General features: G+C 73.5%; 16 protein-coding genes and 1 tRNA gene. 6 read left to right on the top strand and 11 right to left on the bottom strand.

From position 1 onward, the window contains the following. Positions 1-132: 132 nt before the first annotated feature. The gene (locus tag C2142_RS21755; RefSeq protein ID WP_148644204.1) at positions 133-1458 is read right to left on the bottom strand and encodes a DUF1254 domain-containing protein; all 1326 of its coding nucleotides are present in this window, start codon (positions 1456-1458) and stop codon (positions 133-135) included. Positions 1459-1715: 257 nt separating this feature from the next. Between C2142_RS21755 and C2142_RS21750 the strand changes: the two genes are divergently transcribed. Beyond that, a complete protein-coding gene (locus tag C2142_RS21750; protein WP_148644203.1) occupies positions 1716-2786 on the top strand; it encodes an NAD-dependent epimerase/dehydratase family protein in 1071 nt (356 codons plus the stop codon). A gap of 87 nt (positions 2787-2873) precedes the next feature. On the opposite strand, the gene C2142_RS21745 is transcribed toward C2142_RS21750, so the two are convergent. After that, positions 2874-3923: a family 2 encapsulin nanocompartment cargo protein polyprenyl transferase gene (locus tag C2142_RS21745; protein ID WP_148644202.1), complete on the bottom strand. Its 1050-nt coding sequence runs from the start codon at positions 3921-3923 to the stop codon at positions 2874-2876. A gap of 88 nt (positions 3924-4011) precedes the next feature. After that, positions 4012-5433, bottom strand: a complete 1422-nt coding sequence (locus tag C2142_RS21740; RefSeq protein ID WP_148644201.1) for a family 2B encapsulin nanocompartment shell protein — start codon at positions 5431-5433, stop codon at positions 4012-4014. Between the two features lie 417 nt (positions 5434-5850). Here C2142_RS21740 and C2142_RS21735 point away from each other — a divergent pair, with 417 nt between their 5' ends. Next, positions 5851-6945, top strand: a complete 1095-nt coding sequence (locus C2142_RS21735; RefSeq protein WP_148644199.1) for an ATP-grasp domain-containing protein — start codon at positions 5851-5853, stop codon at positions 6943-6945. A 44-nt stretch (positions 6946-6989) separates the two neighbouring features. Here C2142_RS21735 and C2142_RS21730 read toward each other — a convergent pair whose 3' ends face one another. From C2142_RS21730 to C2142_RS21720, 3 genes are all read right to left on the bottom strand, one after another. Next, a complete protein-coding gene (locus tag C2142_RS21730; RefSeq protein WP_148644198.1) occupies positions 6990-7520 on the bottom strand; it encodes a methylated-DNA--[protein]-cysteine S-methyltransferase in 531 nt (176 codons plus the stop codon). Between the two features lie 212 nt (positions 7521-7732). After that, on the bottom strand, positions 7733-7966 hold the full coding sequence (locus C2142_RS21725) for a hypothetical protein (RefSeq protein ID WP_148644197.1): 234 nt from the start codon (positions 7964-7966) through the stop codon (positions 7733-7735). A 128-nt stretch (positions 7967-8094) separates the two neighbouring features. Then, on the bottom strand, positions 8095-9402 hold the full coding sequence (locus tag C2142_RS21720; RefSeq protein ID WP_148644196.1) for an MFS transporter: 1308 nt from the start codon (positions 9400-9402) through the stop codon (positions 8095-8097). A 208-nt stretch (positions 9403-9610) separates the two neighbouring features. Between C2142_RS21720 and C2142_RS21715 the strand changes: the two genes are divergently transcribed. Then, positions 9611-10444 carry a hypothetical protein gene (locus C2142_RS21715; protein WP_148644195.1) on the top strand — a complete coding sequence of 278 codons (834 nt, stop codon included), beginning with the start codon at positions 9611-9613 and terminating at the stop codon, positions 10442-10444. 90 nt (positions 10445-10534) lie between these two features. On the opposite strand, the gene C2142_RS21710 is transcribed toward C2142_RS21715, so the two are convergent. Next, positions 10535-10611: transfer RNA gene (locus tag C2142_RS21710), tRNA-Thr, on the bottom strand. 293 nt (positions 10612-10904) lie between these two features. Here C2142_RS21710 and ugpC point away from each other — a divergent pair. The 3 genes from ugpC to C2142_RS21695 all read left to right on the top strand — a co-directional run bounded on the left by ugpC (position 10905) and on the right by C2142_RS21695 (position 13482). Further along, positions 10905-11996, top strand: a complete 1092-nt coding sequence (ugpC, locus tag C2142_RS21705) for a sn-glycerol-3-phosphate ABC transporter ATP-binding protein UgpC (RefSeq protein ID WP_148644194.1) — start codon at positions 10905-10907, stop codon at positions 11994-11996. A gap of 220 nt (positions 11997-12216) precedes the next feature. Continuing rightward, positions 12217-12657, top strand: coding sequence for a hypothetical protein (locus tag C2142_RS21700; RefSeq protein ID WP_148644193.1), 441 nt, complete (start codon positions 12217-12219; stop codon positions 12655-12657). Between the two features lie 48 nt (positions 12658-12705). Beyond that, on the top strand, positions 12706-13482 hold the full coding sequence (locus tag C2142_RS21695) for a nucleotidyltransferase family protein (protein WP_148644192.1): 777 nt from the start codon (positions 12706-12708) through the stop codon (positions 13480-13482). Positions 13483-13775: 293 nt separating this feature from the next. Here C2142_RS21695 and C2142_RS21690 read toward each other — a convergent pair whose 3' ends face one another. From C2142_RS21690 to C2142_RS21675, 4 genes are all read right to left on the bottom strand, one after another. Beyond that, positions 13776-15398, bottom strand: a complete 1623-nt coding sequence (locus C2142_RS21690) for a DoxX family membrane protein (RefSeq protein ID WP_241002712.1) — start codon at positions 15396-15398, stop codon at positions 13776-13778. Between the two features lie 279 nt (positions 15399-15677). After that, complete coding sequence (gene rlmB / locus C2142_RS21685) at positions 15678-16673, bottom strand: 23S rRNA (guanosine(2251)-2'-O)-methyltransferase RlmB (protein WP_148644190.1); 996 nt, start codon at positions 16671-16673, stop codon at positions 15678-15680. Positions 16674-16808: 135 nt separating this feature from the next. Next, positions 16809-18203 (bottom strand): cysteine--tRNA ligase, encoded by a 1395-nt coding sequence (gene cysS, locus C2142_RS21680; protein ID WP_148644189.1) that lies wholly within the window; start codon positions 18201-18203, stop codon positions 16809-16811. Between the two features lie 129 nt (positions 18204-18332). Next, a complete protein-coding gene (locus C2142_RS21675) occupies positions 18333-18728 on the bottom strand; it encodes a PPOX class F420-dependent oxidoreductase (protein ID WP_148644188.1) in 396 nt (131 codons plus the stop codon). Positions 18729-18804: the final 76 nt, after the last annotated feature.

Below are 18804 nucleotides of genomic sequence, written 5' to 3'. Positions count from 1 at the left end.
CCGGCATGGCTACGGGTGGGCGGACGGGTGGCACGGGTCCCCACGGGCGGGCACGTGGAACGCAGGTCCGGGCGGACGGGCGGCGCGGGCGGGCGGCGCGGAGTGGGGGTGGGGCGCCCGATCGGCGTGGCGTCAGCGCGGCGTCAGCGGCGGGAGCGTCCAGCGGCCGTCGAGGACCGACTCGTCCGGGCCGTAGAGCCGGATGACCACGGTGAACGGGCCGTCCGGCGCGGGCAGCCAGTTGGCCGAGTGCTGGGCGTCGGCTGGCCGCTTGTGCTGGACGTAGAGCGTGAGGCCGCCGTCCGCGTCGCGGACCAGTCCGGGGGTCCGGTCGCCGATCGAGTACCGGTCCAGCGTGTTGTCGACCAGCAGACGCTCCGGCAGGGCGTACATGGTGACCGACCAGAAGAACCGTGCGGGCGGCAGCCGGTCCGGGGCGAACCGGAGCATGTAGTCGTGGTTGCTGGCGTTCGGTGGCCGGCCGCCCTCGCTGTCGGCGAGCCAGCCGCTGTACCAGGCCTCCTCGACGGGCAGCCCGTACAGGCCCTCCATCGCGCCGAGCGCCTGCTTCAGGTACGCGGTGCCGACCTGCTCGCGGGTGCCGAAGAGGCCGGTGGAGCCGGAGGTCTCGCGGGCGGCGCGGTCGAGCTCGGCGCGGCCGTCGGCGATGCCGCGCTCGATCTCGGCGCGGACCTCCAGCGGCAGGGCGGCGGGCTCGAACTCGCCGCGGCCGTCGACGCCGAGGTCGGTGAGGCGCCCGCGCAGGTCGGCCTCGGCCGGCGGGGCCGGGAAGAACCCGAGCAGGAAGTCGAGGAAGCCGAGGAACTCGATGGAGTCCATCACCTCCTCGCGCCAGACCGGCCAGACCGGGTGCGGGGCCGGCGGCGGCGCCGGGGTGCCGGCGTACTCGTGCAGCGGGCGCAGCTGGTACTGCCGCTGGATCCGCTCCAGCTCCTCCACGTCCTCGGGTGAGGTCCCGGCGAGGTAGGTGCGGCCGACGATGCCGATCAGCCGGGTGGCGGTGCGGATGACGCCCTTGATCCCCTCGGGTGCCTCGCCCTGCCAGTCGGGGCCCGCCACGAGGTAGTCGCCGGCCTCCTGGCCGGTGACCCGGGTGCCGATGAACCCGGCGTACACGGTGTCGAGTTCGTGCAGGGGGACGACGTAGTAGCGGTCCGAGGCGGGGACGGAGACCACCCACGGCTCGGCCCGCAGGTCGAGCCAGGCCCACGAGTAGGGGGTGTCGTTGTTGGGGGTGACGATGTCGGTGTTGGCCGGGGTGAAGGGCTGCGGATAGTGCCGGAAGACACCGAAGCCCCCGACGTACCTCGGGTCCGCGTCGTCCACGGCCTGCGCGTACAGGGTGCGGTAGTTCTGCAGGATCGGATAGCCGCGGACCCATGCCTCGGCGGCGGTCGCGCGGATGGTGGCCGGGTCCACGAGTGCCGGGTTGACCATGCTGTCGCTCTCCCCAGTGCCGAAGCATCGTTCTTAAATCAGACATATCGGTACACGGGGATGCTATGCGGGCCCGATTGGATCAGCACCTCGACGGGCGGACCAGCACCTCGGCGGGCAGATCAGCGCCTCGACGGGCAGATCAACCTCGGCACTTGGATCAGCACCTCGACGGGCTCCGGTACCCGTCGCAGGCCTGCCTCCGCTGGAAGCGAACGGGCGCATGCGGACGGCCGGGTGGAGGCAGCCTTGCCGGTATGAGAATCCTCCTGCTTGGCGGTTCGTCCTTCCTCGGACGGGCCTTCGCCTCCGAGGCCCTCGCCCGGGGCCACGAGGTGACCACCTTCACTCGCGGTCGCTCCTATGCCGACCTCCCCGGGGTCGAGGCCATCCGGGGCGAGCGGGACTCCGCCGACGACCTGACGCAGCTGGTCGAGGGGCGGCACTGGGACGCCGTCGTCGACACCTCGGCGCAGCAGCCCGCCCAGACCGTGATCTCCGCCCGGCTGCTGCGCGAGCACGCCGACCGCTACACCTTCGTCTCCTCCGTGCACGCCTTCGCCGACTGGCCGGGCCAGGTGGTGAACGAGGAGTCGCCGCTGCACCCCTGCCCCGCCGACACCCCGGCCGACCAGCCGTTCAGCAATGCGCTGAAGGCCGGCTGCGAGCGCGCGGTGCTGGAACACTTCGGCGCCGGACGCACGCTGATCCTCAACAGCGGGCTGCTGATCGGCCCGTACGAGACCGGCGGCCGCCTGCCCTGGTGGCTGGAGCGGATGGCCCGCGGCGGCCCGGTGCTGGCGCCGGGCGACCCGGAGCGCGCGATGCAGGTGATCGACGTCCGAGACTTCGCCGCCTTCGGCATCGGGGTGGTGACCGCCGGGCACACCGGGCGCTACCTCACCACCGCCCCGGCCGGAAACGTCACCTTCGGGGGGTTCCTGGCCACCTGCCGGGAAGTGGCCGGCGAGCCCTCCGACGGCCGTCCGCGCGCCGAGCTGGTCTGGGTGGAGGACGGCCCGTTGCTGGCCGAGGGCCCGGACAGCGTCCAGCCGTGGCTGGAACTCCCGCTCTGGGCACCGGACATACCGGAGATGGCGGCCGTCTGGCTCGCCGACACCGCCCGGGCGCAGGAGGCCGGGCTCCGCTGCCGGCCGTTCGCCGAGACCGCGCGCGACACCTGGGCCTGGCTCCAGCAGCGCGAGCCCGCCGAGGACACCAATGCCGACGGCCTCAAGGGCCGCAAGGGCGCTCACCACCTCCAGGGGATCGTCCCGGCGAAGGAGCAGCGCCTGCTCGCGGCCCTGGGAACGACCGACGCCGAGTAACCCTCGCCGACGCCGGCAGAGCCCCTCCGGGGCATGCGTGGGCGGGGGCAGGAGCCGGACCGACCAGCCCCCGCCCGCCCCGCGGTGTCAGTGCGTGCGGCGGGTGACCAGCTCCGCGAGGGCGAGCAGCTCGTCGGCGGCGGACGGCTCGGGCACCGCCACGGCCAGCTGGGCCATCGCGGTGGCCATCCGCTCGCAGGACTCCCCCTGGGCCCAGCCCCGCCCGCCGGCCCCGTCGACGGCGGCCGCACAGCGGTTCAACTCCTCCGGGCTGAGAGGGCGTTCGAGCGCATAGAGCCCGGCCAGGACGTGCCCGTCGGCCGTGCCGGAGCCGAGCGCCGCCACCACCGGCAGCGACTTCTTGCGCGCGACCAAGTCCGCCCCGACCGGCTTGCCGGTGACGGCCGGGTCGCCCCAGATCCCGATCAGGTCGTCGATCAGCTGGAACGCCAGGCCGATCTCGCGGCCGAAGCCGTCCATCGCCTGCGCGGCCTCCTCCGAGGCGCCCGCGTACTGCGCACCCATCGCACAGGCGGCGCCGAGCAGCGCGCCCGTCTTGGCCTCCGCCATCGCCAGGCACTCGGCGAGCGAAACGTCACTGCGCTGCTCGAAGGCACAGTCGATCTGCTGGCCCTCGCAGAGCTCGACCACGCAGTCGGTCAGCCGGCGGATGGCGCCCTGGGCGGCCGGGTGGGTGTCCCCGGCGAGCAGCCGCAGGGCCAGGGAGTGCAGTGCGTCCCCCACGAGGATGGCCTCGGTGGTGCCGAACACCCGCCAGGCCGTGGGGCGGTGGCGCCTGGTCTCGTCACGGTCGATGACGTCGTCATGGAGCAGGGTGAAGTTGTGGACCAGCTCGACGGCGGCCGCGGCGGCGGTGGCCGCGGCCGGGGTGCCCCCGAGGGCCTGGGCGGCGGCCAGCACCATCGCCGGTCTGATGGCCTTGCCGGAGGGCGCGGCCACCGGCGTGCCGTCCGCCTCCCACCAGCCGAGGTGGTAGCCGGCCACCTTGCGCATCGAGCCGGGCAGCGAGTCGACGGCGGCGCGCATCACCGGGTCGACCAGGCCGCGGGCGCGGGCCAGCACGTCCTCCGCCTCGTGCCCCTCGCGGTGGTCGCGTTCCAGCGTGAAGATTCCCATGGGTTCCTCCCCCTGTTGTGACGGTGGGCGCCGCCCGACCGGGGCGCAAGTAAGCCCCGGCCGGGCGGCGCGGTCGCGACCGGCCCGGTCAGTCGCGGTGGTGCGCGACGTCGACGTTCTCCAGGACTCCGACCGCGTCGGGCACCAGAATGGCGGCGGAGTAGTAGGCGCTGACGAGATAGGAAATGATGGCCTTCTCGCTGATTCCCATGAACCGGACCGAGAGGCCCGGCTGGTATTCATCGGGAATTCCGGTCTGGTGCAGCCCGATGACGCCCTGGTTGTCCTCCCCGGTGCGCAGCGCGATGATCGAGCTGGTGTTACCGCCGACGATCGGGATCTTGTTGCACGGGAAGACCGGCACCCCCCGCCAGCCGAAGACCTGCCTCCCCTGGACCTCGACGGTGTCCGGGTAGAGGCCGCGGCGGCTGCACTCCCGGCCGAAGGCCGCGATCGCCCGGGGGTGGGCGAGGAACATCTTGGTGGAGCGGCGGCGGCTCAGCAGCTCGTCCATGTCGTCCGGGGTGGGCGGGCCGGAGTGGGTCTGGATCCGCTGGTCGTACTCGGCGTTCTGCAGCAGTCCGAACTCGGGGTTGTTGACGAGCTCGTCCTCCTGGCGCTCGCGCAGCGCCTCGATGGTCAGCCGGAGCTGGTGCTCGGTCTGGTTCATCGGCTGGTTGTAGAGGTCGGCAACCCGGCTGTGCACCTTGAGCACAGTCTGCGCGACGCTGAGCTCGTACTCGCGGGGCTTCAGCTCGTAGTCCACGAAGGCGCCGGGCAGCTCGTACTCGCCCCGGTGGCCGGCGGAGAGGCCGATCGCCGCCTCGCCGTGCTTGTTCTGCGCCTGCTCGAAGCCGGCCAGGTAGTCCATGATCTGGAGCTGGAGCGCCTCGGAGCGGTCCGCGAGCTCCTGGAACGAGGGCCATGAGATCGCCAGGACGGTGCCTGCGGTGGCGGCCCTCACCGTGTACGGCCAGGCGCCGTCCTCCTGCCGGAGCGCCTCGTCGCCCAGGTGGTCGCCGTCGGCGAGACTGCCGACGACCGTCTCGTCGCCGTACTTGCCGGATCCCAGCCGGTCGAGCTTGCCGTGGGCAATGATGAAGACCTCGTCGATCGGCGCCCCGGCGGCGACCAGCACCTCACCGGCGGAGAACTCGCGTTGGACGAAGCGCCCGGCCAGCTCCTCCAGGACGGCGTCGTCCTCGAAACCGCGCAGCACCGGCACCTCGCGCAGCGTCGGCGGGACGATCCGCACCTCGGAGCCCGTCTTCACGAAGCCCACCCGGCCGCGGCCGACCGCGTACCGCAGGCGACGGTTGACCCGGTAGGTGCCGCCGGACACCTCGACCCACGGAAGCATCCTGAGCAGCCAGCGCGGGCTGATGCCCTGCATCTGCGGCGCGGACTTGGTGGTCGTCGCGAGGTTCCTCGCGCCCGCCGTGCCGAGACTCTGCTGGGCAGGCGACTCGCCGCCCGGCGCAGGAATACCGACGTTGGTTTCGGTCGACATGGAGAGCCCTTCGAATACCCGGTGAAGTGTCGCCTTGCAACAATCATGGTGAGCCTATTCGGCGGGCTCCGCAATCACTCTTTCGAGTGGTCGGAATAACCGAACAAATAGGACGACTAGATCACCTGATCGATACAAGTTCGACCATTATTCGAACATTCGACAATGCCCCGACCGGGCCGCCGCCGGGCCGCACACCCGGCCACCCGCCCGGCCATCCGCCCGACCGCGCACCGGCAGCCGCCCCGCGCCTCCGCCCCGGGCCCGGCCCACGCCCCGACCGCCCCGGCCGACCCTCCGTTCACGCCGGTCCGGGCGGCCGCTAAGGTGCCACCTCAAAGGGCCACGGGGCCAGTTGACGAGTATGGCCGGACCGGATGCCCTCCCCCTCGTTCACCCCTGCCCTGGGAGGCCGTCATGAGCGCCCCCGTACGTGTCTGGCTCAACCGCACCTACGCCGAGAACGTGTTCTTCATCGAACAGCTGCGCGAGGCCCCGCGGCCGGTCGAGGTCCACGCGACCCACGTCGACCCCGACTCCCCCGTCCTCGCCGCCGCCGACCACGCGACCCTGGAGCCGGGCGACCTCACCCCCGACGCCTACGTCGGCTACGCCCTCGACTACTGCGCCCGGCACTCCGTCGACGTCTTCCTGCCCCGCCTCCACCAGCTCGCGATATCCCTGCACCAGCAGGAGTTCGAGGCGATAGGCACCGCCCTGGTCTGCCCGCCCGCCACCGCCATCGCGGCCTTCGACAGCAAGGCGGACGGCTACGCGGCGATCGCCGCCGCCGGACTGCCCACCCCGCCGTGGTGGCAGGTCCGCACCGCCGCCGACCTGATCGCCGCCGTCGAGCTGATCGAGGCCGCCGGGCTCACCCCCTGCCTCAAACCCTCCTCGGGCGCCGGCGGCGAGGGGTTCCGGGTGCTCACCCGCGAGCCCTTCGGCCTCCACCGGCTGGCCGGCTGGGACAGCCGGGTCCAGGTCGACCAGGTGGCCGCCGCACTGGAGGCCGCCGCGCCCGAGGGCCCTGCCGGAGCCGCCGACCTGCTGGTGATGCCCTACCTGGAGGGCCCCGAGGTCTCGGTGGACTGCCTCGCCGACCGCGACGGCACCCTGCTCGCCGCCGTCGGCCGCAGCAAGCACCGGCGCCGCCGAAGCTTCACCACCGCCCCGCAGTACCTGGAACCCGCCCGCCGGGTGGTCGAGTCCACCCGGATGGCCTTCCTCTCCAACGTGCAGTTCCGCCACCTGGCCGGGGAACCGGTGATCATCGACGTCAACACCCGGCCCTCGGGCGGCCTGCACCAGCTGCGTCTGTGCGGCCTCAACCTGCCGTGGAACGCGGTGCAGTTGGCGCTCGGCGAGCGGCCCGACACCGATCGCGCCGGGGAACTCGCCGGCATCGACCACACGGGCATCGACTACACGCTGGTCTCGGGCGTCCGGCCGGTCCTGCCGCGGCAGTCCCCGTTCGGCCGCGGCCTCACCCCGGTGGAGCTGGTGCACTGAGCGGCGCGGCCGGCCGGGCCCGCTCCGGCGGCCCGGTCCGCCGGTCACAGCGGCCCGTTCCAGTCCAGCGTCGGCTCCAACACACCCTCCAGGGTGAGCAGCCAGCGCTTCACGTCGATCCCGACCCGGCCGCCGCCGAATCCGCCGATCCCGTCCGCCGCCACCACCCGGTGGCACGGCACCAGCAGCGCGACGGGGTTGGCGGCCATCATCTGCCCGACCGTCCGGGCCGCCAGCCCCGGCTCCGTCACGGACTCGAACACCCCGCTACGGGCGGCCAGTTCGCCGTACGTGATGGTCCGCCCGAACGGCACGTCGCGCCAGAGCGTCTGCAACACCGCGCGGTGCGGCCCGGTGCTCAGGCTCCAGTCGATCGGCAGGCCCAACTCCCGGCTGCGGCCCGCCAGGTAGGCTCCGATCCGGTCGGTGACGGCGGCGATCTTCGACTCGTCCGTGCAGTGGGGCAGTTCGCCGCCCGCGTGCCCCAGGTAGCCCGCGGCCGCCACGCCCAGCGGCGTCACCGCGATGTGCATGGGCCCGCTGGGCAACGGCGTCTCCACGGTCAGCCAGGACATCGGGCCCGGCTGCGGGCCTGTCCTCCGGCCGGGCTGCGGGTCTGACGTCCGCCGGGACTGCGGCTCGGAATGCGCCTCGGACTGCGGCACGTGCGGGCCCCCACCCTCCTCCGCCGGTCCGGCCGCCGGTCGGACCGGCACCCGGAAGGCGCGCGAGAACCACACGCCCCGCGCGCCATCGTACGACTCCGGCCGGTCCGCCACGGCCGCGGCTAGAGCCGTCCCTTCAGCTCCGCGGCGATCCCGCGCGACCAGTGCGACAACTCGGCCCGGTCCGGCGACCGGCCCTCGCAGAGGGCGCCGAGCTGCGCGTCGTTGATCCGGTTCGGACCGGGGATCTCCAGCAGGTACGCGAGCTCCTCCAGCACCGTGGCGAGCCGCTTGGCGTCCGCGTGATCCAGGGCGACCGCCGACTCGTGATGGCTGATGGTGACAGAACCGGGCATGGCCTACCTCCTCCGTTCGCCCCCGCACTCCCTCCACCGTACGACCGCCCGGGCCGCCCTGCGCGCCCGCTCACCCCGGGTGACCGGGCGGGCGCCTCGCGCAGCGCCCGGCGCTGCGGCAGCATGCGTCACCCCCTGCCCGCCCGGCCGGGGCGCCCGCCCTCGGCGCCGGGCTCCGCGGGTTCGTCCCACTGCCGCCGGCTCACCGCCGGAACCGCCAACACCACGACGCCCGCGACCAGTTGCCACAGCGCGCCGAAGCCGAGCACGGACGCCGCACCCACCCGGTCCGCCAGCGGGCCGGCCGCCGCCAGGCCGAGCGGCCCGAGCACGAACGCGCCGAGCCCGCCGAACGCGGTGACCCTGGCGAGGACGTCGGCCGGCACCCAACGCTGCATCGTGGAGTTGTACAGCGCCCCGCAGACCGCCGAACCGGCCCCGGCCACCAGCGCCACCGCCGCCGTCCAGAGCAGTGACAGGCCCGCCGCGAGCGCCGCCGAGGGCAGCGCCCAGCCGAGGGTCGCCGCCGTGGCCACCGCGAGCGGCCGCACCGGCCTGCGGCCCAGCATCAGCAGGCCGCCCAGCACCGCGCCGGCCCCGTACACGCCCATCACCAGGCCCCAGCCGCGCGCGCCGCCGAGCGCCCGCTGGGCGGTCAGCGGGCCGAGCACCAGGAAGGGCGCCCAGACCAGCAGGTTGAAGAACGCCATCTGGACCGTGGTGATCCAGAGCCACGGCCGGGAGCGGAACTCCGACCACCCCTCGCGCAGGTCCGCCAGCATCGACTCCGGCTCCCCCGGCTCCTCCGGTGCGGCCACCCCGAGCCGGGCCAGCGCCAGCGCGCCGACGCCGTACGTGACCGCGTCGACCAGCAGCACCGCCGCCGGGCCGTACGCCGCCACCACCACGCCCGCCGTGGCCGGCCCGGCCACCGTGGACACCGAACGGGCCAGCCCCAGCAGGGTGTTGGCGTCCGGAAGACGCTCCTTGCGGGCGACCAGTGCGGGCACCAGCGCCCCGAGTGCCGGCAGGAACACGCCCTCGCCGAGCCCCCAGAGCGCGACCAGTCCGACCATCACCCAGACCGGCGCGTGCCCCGCCGCCAGCGCCGCCGCGAACACCCCCTGCACCCCACAGCGGAGCACGTCCGCCACCAGCATCACCCGCCGGCTGCCGAGCCGGTCGGCGACCACCCCGCCGACCAGCATCACCAGCACGATCGGCAGGATCCGGGCCGCCATCACCCACCCCAGGTCGGTCCCGCCCCCTCCGCCGTCGAGCACCGCGAAGGCGACCGCCACCGGTGCCATCGAGGAGCCGAACAACGACGTCGCGTACCCGACGAAGAACCACCTGAAATCGCGTTCGCCCAGCACGGCGAGACGCCCGCCCGACCGCTGCCCGCGCGACGGAACCCGCTCCGTATCCACTGCCATGGGCGGCAAGTCTGCCCCCGCCGAGGAGCCGTGAACAAGGGTGTCCGGAGGAAAAGTTGAGTCTTTCTGCATCAATTCTTCGACGGGCTGGGTCTGCCGCAGTAAATATCGCCAATCCACCAGCTCAGACTGCCGTTTACTGCGGCTAATGGCTATTCTTGAACCCCTCCCCCAGATGTCATTTACTGCGGAAAGAAGAGCCATTCCCGTGGAGAGCCCCCAGCCCGTCGAGTACGCCGTCGCCGTCGAGCGCTACCTGGCCGCCGCCGGCCTCGGCGCCGCCTCCCGGCGCATCTACCGGATCGCCCTCGACACCTGGGCCTGGGCGCTCGCCGACCGCCCCGCCCCCACCGGCCCCGGGCGGCGCCGCGCCCGGCCGCCCGTCCTCCCCCTCGCCCTGCTCGACCACCCGGACGCCCCCGCCCGCCTCCGGGCCGCCGCCGGCCACCGCGCCGCCGGCACCGACCCGCGCACGCTCAACCGCGAACTCTCCACCCTGCGCGCCGCCGTGACCTGGTGGCGCGCCCACGGCTGGATCCGCACCGACCCCACCGCCGGCCTGCGCCCGCACCCCCTCCCCGCCACCGCCGACGGCCCCGCCCCGCTCACCGCCGACCAGCTGCGCGCCCTCTTCGCCCGCCGGGCCCCGCTCCGCGAACAGGTCCTCTGGCACCTGCTGCACGAGAGCGGCGCCGCCATCGAGACCGTCCTCGCCCTCGACGCCGACGACCTCGACCTCCCCCGCCGCCGCACCCTTCCGTCCGCCCCGCCCCTCCGCTGGCGGGCCGGGACCGCCCGCCTGCTCCCCCTGCTCCTCGCCGGCCGGACCACCGGCCCGCTCTTCCTCACCGACCGCCGCGCCCCCGCGACCACCCCCGCCGCCGACCGCTGCCCCCACACCGGCCGCGCCCGCCTCTCCTACCGCCGCGCCGCCGAACTCTTCACCACCCACACCGCCCACCTCGCCGAACCCCCCGCCACCACCTGGACCCTGCGCCAACTCCGGTCCGACGCAGGTGCCCCGGACCTCCGATCCCACTGACCGGGGTGCACAGACCCCTCGGCGAAACGGCCCGCGCCGGCCCGGGAACGACGAACGCCCCGGACCGCACTGGTCCGGGGCGTTCGCTGCTGGAGCCCCCTGTCGGGTTCGAACCGACGACCCCCGCTTTACAAGAGCGGTGCTCTGGCCAGCTGAGCTAAGGAGGCATGGTGACCGTCCGCGACATGGTCACGGCGGCACCGGGGGAAGTCTACCGGGCGGGGGTGGGGCGGTGCTGGCATATCCGGGGGACGGCCGGGGCCGGGTGAGGGCGGGCGGGTGTGATGGAACCGATGCCGAAATCGGGATGGCCGGGGGCTGACAAGCAGCGAGGGCCCAGGTAGCGTCACCGGGAGCCGGTGCGCTCAGTGGTTCAGACCAGTTGGCGGGGCGGCGGCACGACATCCACCCTTTACTCGGATCGTCCGGCACGTTCCTGCCGGTGAAGGAGAGCACAGCCATGGCTTCTGTGACGTACGACAAGGCGACCCGTGTCTACCCCGGGGCCGACAAGCCCTCCGTGGACGCGCTGGACCTGGACATCGCGGACGGGGAGTTCCTCGTCCTGGTCGGCCCCTCGGGCTGCGGCAAGTCGACCAGCCTGCGCATGCTGGCCGGTCTGGAAGACGTCAACAGCGGCGCGATCCGCATCGGCGACCGCGACGTGACGCACCTTCCGCCGAAGGACCGGGACATCGCGATGGTGTTCCAGAACTACGCGCTGTACCCGCACATGACCGTCGCGGAGAACATGGGCTTCGCGCTCAAGATCGCCGGCGTCAACAAGGCGGAGATCCGCGCCAAGGTCGAGGAGGCCGGGAAGATCCTCGACCTCACCGCGCTGCTGGACCGCAAGCCGAAGGCGCTCTCCGGCGGTCAGCGCCAGCGTGTCGCGATGGGCCGCGCGATCGTCCGCGAGCCGCAGGTCTTCCTGATGGACGAGCCGCTGTCGAACCTGGACGCCAAGCTCCGCGTCTCGACCCGTACGCAGATCGCCGGCCTCCAGCGCCGCCTGGGCATCACCACCGTGTACGTCACCCACGACCAGACCGAGGCGCTCACCATGGGCGACCGGGTCGCGGTGCTGAAGGACGGCCTGCTCCAGCAGGTCGACACCCCGCGCAACATGTACGACAAGCCCGCCAACCTCTTCGTGGCCGGCTTCATCGGCTCGCCCGCGATGAACCTGATCGAGGTGCCGCTGGTCGACGGCGGCGTGAAGTTCGGTGGCTCGGTCGTCAACATCTCCCGCGAGGACCTGTCCGGCGCCGGCACCGACAAGACCGTGACCGTCGGCATCCGCCCGGAGCACTTCGAGATCGTCCCGGGCGGCGGCATCGAGGGCGTCGCGGTCACCGTGAACGTGGTCGAGGAGCTCGGCTCGGACGGCTTCGTGTACGGCACCACCAAGATCGGCGGCGAGGACAAGGACCTGGTCGTCCGCGTGCACGGCCGTCAGATCCCGGCGCGCGGCGAGACCATCCACGTCGTGCCGATCGCCAACGAGACCCACGTGTTCTCCACCAGCACCGGTGCCCGCCTGAGCAACTGAGCCACCACCCGCCGGGCGGACGAGCCGCCGGGCGGGGGAGAGCGCAGGACGGAGCCCCGTCGGACCGTGCGGTCCGGCGGGGCTCCGTCGCGATTCCGCCGCCGGTCCACGGGCCCGACGCTCCTTCGTCAACACGGCGACGGGACGAACCGGGACACGGTGTCACTCGATGGTGTAACGGAGGGCGATCCGGCGCGTACTCGGCGCTACTCTCCTGAGCGTGAAGCAGCTAGTTCGCCGCATCGGCCAGACCATCGCCCTCACCCTGCCCGTGGTCCTGGTGACCACCGGCACCCTCGCCGTGACCAGGGTGCCGTGGGCTCCGCCGACGGGCCTGGACCAGCAGGTCGTGGCGGCGTCCAGCGGGGACGGCGCCGGCATCGGGCGGGCGTCCACCGGCAAGGCGCCGGAGGGGCTCGCGCCGCAGGACACACTGCGCGTCGCCCTGCTGGACGACCTGCGCGCGCACAACCCGGGCACCGCGCTGGACCTGCTGGAGCGCTCGATGCGCGAGCAGCCGGCGCTGACGCCGTACTGCAGCACGCTCGCCACCGAGCTGGGCAAGGCGGCGGTGCGCAAGTACCAGGGGGACGTCCAGCGCGCCCGTTCCTTCGCCCGCCCGGTCTGTGACGGCTCGTTCGCGTCGGGAATCACCGGCTGACGCCACCGCCGCTGCGGGCGACCGGCAGCACACGCCTATTGTGCAGGCATGACCGCTGACACCACGCCCCCGCAGGCTCCGCAGCCCCCCACTCCCCAGCAGGCCGTCGTCACCCAGGCCGTCATCCTGGCCGGCGGCCAGGGCTCGCGCCTGCGGCCCTACACGGACGACCGCCCGAAGCCGCTGGTCGAGATCCCGGGGACGGGTACGCCGATCCTGGGCCACCAGCTGGCCTGGCTCGCCTCCGAGGGCGTCACCGACGTGGTGATCTCCTGCGGGCACCTGGCCGACGTGCTGGAGGAGTGGCTCGACAAGGCCGACCTGCCGCTGCGGGTCCGCACCGTCGTCGAGGCCGAGCCGCTCGGGCGCGGCGGCGGGCTCAAGTACGCGGCGAAGGCGCTCCCCCGGCCGGACGAGCCCTGGTACGCCACCAACGGCGACATCTGGACCAGGTTCAGCCTGCGCGACATGGCCGCCTTCCACCACGAGCGGGGCGCCGTCGCGACGCTGGCGCTGGCCCGGCCGCGAATTCCGTGGGGCGCCGTGGAGACCGACCAGTTCGGCAACGTGCTGGACTTCATCGAGGCCCCGCCCTCCCCCTTCCTCATCAACGCGGGCCTGTACGTGTTCGCCCCGGAGTTCACCGAACTGCTGCCGGACGTCGGCGACCACGAGCGGACGACGTTCCCGCAGCTGGCCCGCGGCAAGCGGCTGGCCGGCTACCAGCTGCCGCAGGGCGTCTACTGGCGCGCCATCGACACCGCGAAGGACCTCACCGAGGCCGCCAAGGAGCTCGCCTCCGGAGCCGGCCGCACGCCCCGGTAGCCGGTCCCCACGGCGGCCCGCGGCACCCCGCGCCCTGAGCACCGCCCGACGGCACCCCGCGCCCTGAGCGGGGCCCCACGACGCCCCACGGTGCTCGCCGGGCCCCGCACAGAGCCCCGGGAACGGAACGGCCCGCAACGGTCGGCCACGGCACGGCAATCGGCCGGGTGCTCCCCCACGGAGCACCCGGCCGATCCGTTTCCCGGCGAGCCGCACGCGCCGCACGCGCCCGGCGAGCCCTGCGCGCCCGACGGCCCGACGCGGTCCGACGGCCCGCCGGACCCGACCGCCCGTCAGGTGGACGTCGGCGACCCCGGCCGCGTGCTCCGGCCGCCGTCACCGGACAGCTCGGCCAGCGGCCCGCTGCCCAGCACCCCGCCCAGCAGCCCCGGGCCGGAGCCGGTGCTCTGGCTCGGCTTGGGCGCCGCCCCCGAGCCGCCCGGCGCGGGGGTGCTGCGCTGTGCGGGGGACGAGCCGGCCGGCGACGAGGCCGACGGGGCCGCCGACGAGGCCGAGCCCGTGCCGCCGGTCTCCGGCTTGGTCGACCGCGCCTTGCCGCTCGGGGTGGCCGTCCCGGCCTTCGACGAGGACGGTGCCGGGGCCGAGGAGGACGGCGCGGACGCACTCGGCGTCGGCGAGGCGGGCCGGGAGGGGGCGGGCGAGGGCGAGGTGGACGAGCCCTGCCCGCCGGGGGCCACGGACGGCCCTCCGCTCGGCCAGACCGGCGTGCCGTAGTCGGTGGCCGGCCGGGACGGCGCGGGGTGCGGACGGCCGCCGGTGCGGACCGCCGCGCCCAGCATCGACCCGAGCAGCAGGGTCAGGCCGACCACCACCGCGGTGAGCACGGAGCCCCGTCGCAGCACCCGGCGGCGCAGGGCCGCCGGCGCACCGGAACCGTACCGGCGCCAGGCCTCCAGGTTGAGCCGCCCGTCCAGCGAGGCGTACGGCGCTCCGGCGATCAGCAGCGGGCTCCAGGCCGCCAGGAAGATCAGGTCGGGTGTGTCGTAGACCGGCACGGCCCGCCAGCTGACGGTGAAGAGCAGGGCCGCGGAGAGCAGCATCGCCGCTCCGGCCGCGAGCCGCTGCCAGAGGCCGAGGAGGGTCAGCACGCCCACCACGATCTCGGTGAACGAGACCACCAGGCCCGAGCCCACCGGGTGGGCCATGGCGAAGGAGAGCAGCGGCTCGGCGACCTTCCACGGGTGCAGCGAGGAGAGCCAGCGCATCATGGAGCCGCGCTCGCCGCCGTCGAAGTACACCGGGTCGCAGAGCTTGCTGAACCCGGCGTAGACCGAGAGCGAGCCCAGCACGGCGCGCAGCGGCAGGAGCACCAGGCCGAGGTCGACCCGGCGGCCGGGGTACCAGGGCTGCCGGCCCTCGGCGGACGCCGCGGAGACCTCGGGCAGCTCGCCGCTGGGCGTCCAGCCCTGCGGCGCGCCGACCGGGCCGACGCCGACCCCGGTGGCGCTCCCGCCGCCCCCGCGCGGCTGGCGCGGCACGGTCCGGGCGCCCGCGTACGGCGGGATCACCTGGGTGTCGTTGTCGGCCGTGCCGCGCCCGCCGACCCCGGCCGGCGCGGGCACGCCGGTGAGCCGGACGGCCTCCAGCAGCCGGGTGGCCGCGAGGTCCCCGGGGGGTGCCTGCCCGGTCCAGGTGACGGCGGTGACCCTGCCCTTGCGGCGCGGCGCACCGGCGCCGCCGGCCCCGGCGAACGCCGGTACGGCGGAGGCGGGCACCACGACCTGCGGGGTGACCAGCGGACGGCGGATCAGGCCCTGGGCGGCGTAGGGGTCGCCGAACGCCGCGCCGGTGGACAGCAGTCCGGCCGGGGGGTCGATCAGCGGCGCCACCGGGGCGCCGAGCTGGAGCCGGAAGCTCGCCTGGGTGCTGCTGAGGCGCGCGGGGTCGGAAGGCACCTTGACGGTGTTGAGGCCGGGGCCCGCGTCTATCCCGGTGCTGCCGCCGCCCAGGAGGGGGCGCCGAGGTGTTCTGGTGTCCACACCCGTCTAACCGGGTGACACCCGGTTAGGACACTCTCCCGGGTGGATGTCCGGCGCCCACTTGAAGTGATCATGAGAAAAGCGATCGGGCCCGGTCGGGCCCGATCGCTTTCACCAGGATTGCGGACGCGCTACGGCCAATTCGGAAGACCGCCTGCGCCGCACGCCTCGTCCGTGCTGTGCGGAGAACCCCGCTCAGCCGACCTTGCTGCGCAGGCGCGCGGCCTCGTACATGACGATGCCCGCGGCGACGCCGGCGTTCAGCGACTCGGTGGCACCCGGCATCGGGATCCGCACCCGGATGTCGCAGGTCTCCGAGACGAGCCGGGACAGGCCCTTGCCCTCGCTGCCCGCGACGATCACCACGGGGCCGGTCAGCGCCTCCAGGTCGCCGATCTCGGCCTCGCCGTCGGCGGCCAGGCCGACCACCATCAGGCCGGCCTTCTGGTAGGCCTCCAGCGCCCGGGTCATGTTGGTGGCACGGGCCACGGGCAGCCGCGCCGCGGCACCCGAGGAGGTCTTCCAGGCACCGGCGGTCATGCCGGCCGCCCGGCGCTCGGGGATGACCACGCCGTGCGCGCCGAAGGCGGCGGCGGAGCGGACCACGGCGCCCAGGTTGCGCGAGTCGGTGACGCCGTCCAGCGCCATGATGAGCGCGTCCTCGCCGGCGTCCGCGGCGAAGCCCAGCAGGTCCTCGGGGTGCGCGTACTCGTACGGCGGGACCTGGAGCACCAGGCCCTGGTGGTTCATGTTGCCGGTCATCTGGTCCAGCTGCGGCCGCGGGGCCTCCATCAGCGGGATGCCGCGGTCGTTGGCGGCCTGGAAGGCGTCGCGGACCCGGTCGTCGGTGTCGATGAACTGCATGACGTACAGCGCGTTGGCCGGAACACCGCCCTGGAGGGCCTCGACCACCGAGTTGCGGCCGAAGACCAGCTCGGCGGAACCGGCACCGCCCCGGCCACCGCGGCCGCCGGCACCGGCCCGGCGCATGCCGGCCCGGGCCTTGGCGTCCCGCTCGCGCTTGAGCGCGGCGTTGGCCTGGCGCTGCTTCGGGTGGCCCTTGCGCTCCTCGCCGGGCGGGGTCGGGCCCTTGCCCTGGAGCGCCTTCCGGCTGTGACCGCCGGTACCGACACTCGCACCCTTCTTCGATCCGGGGTTGCGGCGGTTCCTGCGTGCACTGTTGCCGGCCATGGCTGTACTTCCTGTCTGTCCGGCATGCCCGGCCGCCCGGTGGGAACCGGAGCCGGCCGACGGCATGCGCTACGTCATGCGGGAGGGCCGCACCGGTCCGGTGCGGCCCACCCTCACCCCGATCGTCAGATGGGGTTACTGGCTGTTGATCGTCCAGCGCGGGCCGGACGGGGTGTCCTCGATGGCCAGCCCGGCCACGCCGAGCTGGTCGCGGATGGCGTCCGCGGTGGCGAAGTCCTTGCGGTCCCGGGCCGCCTGGCGCTGCTCCAGCACCATCCGGACCAGCGAGTCGACCACGCCGTGGAGGTCCTCGCCGCGCTCCGCCCCGGCCCAGTGCGGGTCGAGCGGGTCGAGACCCAACACTCCGAGCATCGCACGGACCTCGGCCAGACGCGCCACCGCGCTCTCCTTGTCGTCCGCGGTCAGGGCGCTGTTGCCCTGGCGGACGGCGGTGTGCACGATGGCCAGCGCCTGCGGGACGCCCAGGTCGTCGTCCATCGCCTCGGCGAAGGCCGGGGGGACCTCGGGTGCCGCGTCGACCTTGCCGAAGCGCTCGACCACGCGCTGGACGAAGCCCTCGATCCGGCCGAAGCCGGCCTCGGCCTCGCGCAGCGACTCCTCGCTGTACTCGATGGTCGAGCGGTAGTGCGGGGCGCCCAGGTAGTAGCGGAGCACGATCGGACGCCACCGCTCGACCATCTCGGAGACCAGCACCGAGTTGCCGAGCGACTTGCTCATCTTCTCGCCGCTCATGGTGACCCAGGCGTTGTGCACCCAGAAGCTGGCGAAGTCGTCGCCGTACGCCTTGGACTGGGCGATCTCGTTCTCGTGGTGCGGGAAGATCAGGTCGATCCCGCCGCCGTGGACGTCGAAGGCCCGGCCGAGGTACTTGTGGGCCATCGCGGAGCACTCCAGGTGCCAGCCCGGACGGCCGGGGCCCCACGGGGTGTCCCAGCTCGGCTCGCCCGGCTTGACCGCCTTCCACATGGCGAAGTCGCGCTGGTCGCGCTTGCCGGTCTCGCCCTCGCCCTCGGGCTGGCGGAGGTTCTCCAGCTTCTGGTTGGAGAGCTCCAGGTAGCCGGGGTAGGACTTCACGTCGAAGTAGACGTTCCCGTCCACCGCGTAGGCGTGGCCCCGGGCGATGAGCGCCTGCATCATCTCGATCATCTCGGGGATGTGCCCCGTCGCCCGCGGCTCGACGGTCGGCGGCAGGCAGCCGAGCGCCGCGTAGCCGTCGTTGAAGGCGCGCTCGTTGGCGTAGGCGATCTGCCACCAGGGCGTGCCGAACTCGCGCTCCTTGGCGATGACCTTGTCGTCGATGTCGGTGACGTTCCGGGCGAAGGTCACCTGGTAGCCGCGGTAGGCGAACCACCGCTGCATGATGTCGAAGTTGAGGCCGGACCGGATGTGCCCGATGTGAGGCGCCGACTGGACGGTAGCGCCGCACAGGTAGATCGAGACACAACCCGGTACAAGCGGGACGAAGTCGCGTACCTGGCGGGTGCTGGTGTCGTACAGTCGAATGCTCACAGCGTCAAGCGTAGTGGGCATGAGGGGGTGCCCCGCGACATTCTCGAATGTCAATACCGCGGATGCACCGTTTCTTCTCCGCGGCTCGGCGGAGACACCCCTCTCCTCACCAGGCCGCCGGGCGGTCGGTCAGAGGTTGCCGACCACCTTGCGCGGGGTGATCCGGACGACCACCCGCACGTCGTCCGGGCCGTCGTAGTTGTAGACCTTCTCGCCGCGGTACTTGTCCGCCAGCTCGTCGATCAGCTCCCGGCCGCCCTCGCGGGTGAGCGTGACCTCGCCGCGCACCTCCAGGTAGGTGTACGGGCTCTCCGGCGGGTTGACCACCAGGGAGATCCGCGGGTCCTTCACCAGGTTGAGGTGCTTGCGGCGGCCCTCGACAGTGGAGAACAGGATGTCCTCGCCGTCGCGCTTGACCCAGACCACGGAGGACTGGGGGCTGCCGTCGGGCTGGAGGGTGGAGACCACGGCGAAGCTCTTGCCGTCGATCAGGGCCTTGGCCCGGTCGGAGAGGTGTGCGGCCATCGGGGACCTCTTCTCGTCAAGCGGCGTACGGGGGGCCTGCCGAGGAGGCCCGCACCGAACGGTAGCGACTCCGGCC

This window comes from Streptomyces sp. CB01881, from assembly GCF_002953255.1.
Taxonomy (GTDB): Bacteria; Actinomycetota; Actinomycetes; order Streptomycetales; family Streptomycetaceae; genus Kitasatospora.
Note: the sequence above shows the minus strand (reverse complement) of the source record. Positions and strands in the feature narration are given on the sequence as shown.